This window comes from Alkalibacterium indicireducens, assembly GCF_039522005.1.
Taxonomy (GTDB): Bacteria; Bacillota; Bacilli; order Lactobacillales; family Carnobacteriaceae_A; genus Alkalibacterium; species Alkalibacterium indicireducens.
Genome location: NZ_BAAADA010000171.1, coordinates 1 through 783 on the forward strand (window position 1 = coordinate 1; position 783 = coordinate 783).

1 protein-coding gene is annotated in these 783 nt (G+C 42.4%); it reads left to right on the top strand.

Translation table 11 applies throughout. The features are described from left to right. The first annotated feature begins 146 nt into the window (after positions 1 to 146). Entirely contained in the window at positions 147 to 683 is a 537-nt protein-coding gene (locus ABFX15_RS09660) for a hypothetical protein (protein WP_346025212.1), read from the top strand. Positions 684 to 783: the final 100 nt, after the last annotated feature.

Sequence of the window (783 nt, forward strand, 5' to 3'; positions counted from 1 at the left end):
AATTCAGAACTGAAAAAGTAATGGCTACGCACTATCCCAAAAGGGCGAAGGCGTAGCCGAAGCTTTTTTTATTGGAAAAGTAACGGATTGAAGAAGGAACTAAAGAGGATTATCGGAAGAGACATTACACAAAGGGAGAGAAGAAAATGACCAGTCATTACAGAACAGAGCAGATAAACGGAGACATGCTGACACCTATTTCAGTATTTCAGAGACTCAAAGGAGAAAAGAAATTCATACTGGAAAGTTCAGATGGATATGGAAAGAAAAGCCAGTATTCCTTTATAGGGATGAACCCGTACAAGGAAATCATCGGGAACGGAAAGACTGTGAGGATCAAAGAAGGGAAACGGGAACAGACGTCATTGAAGAAGCCACTGGATGTCGTCAAGGCTCACATTCCAGAGATCACCCTGGATCTTCCTTTTCCATTTTACGGCGGAGCAGTCGGCTACATCGGGTACGATGCCATTCGAGAATATGAAGATATCGGGAGTCGGCTGAAAGATGAGATAGCCATGCCGGACCTTCATCTCATGTTCTATCAGGAACTGGTTGTGTTCGATCATGTCAGGCAGGAAGTGACGATCGTCGCATTGGACATTGAAGGAGATAGATGTAGAAAAGCATTCTATACCGATAAAAAAGAGGCGAAAAAAGGCAATGTGATCCAGCAGACGTGAATACACTGCTGGATCACATTGCTTTTTTTTCTTGTCAAATGTCTCCAGCAAAGGTAAAATAAGGAAACGTATACAAATCTGACAGAAAGAAAGAGAGAAA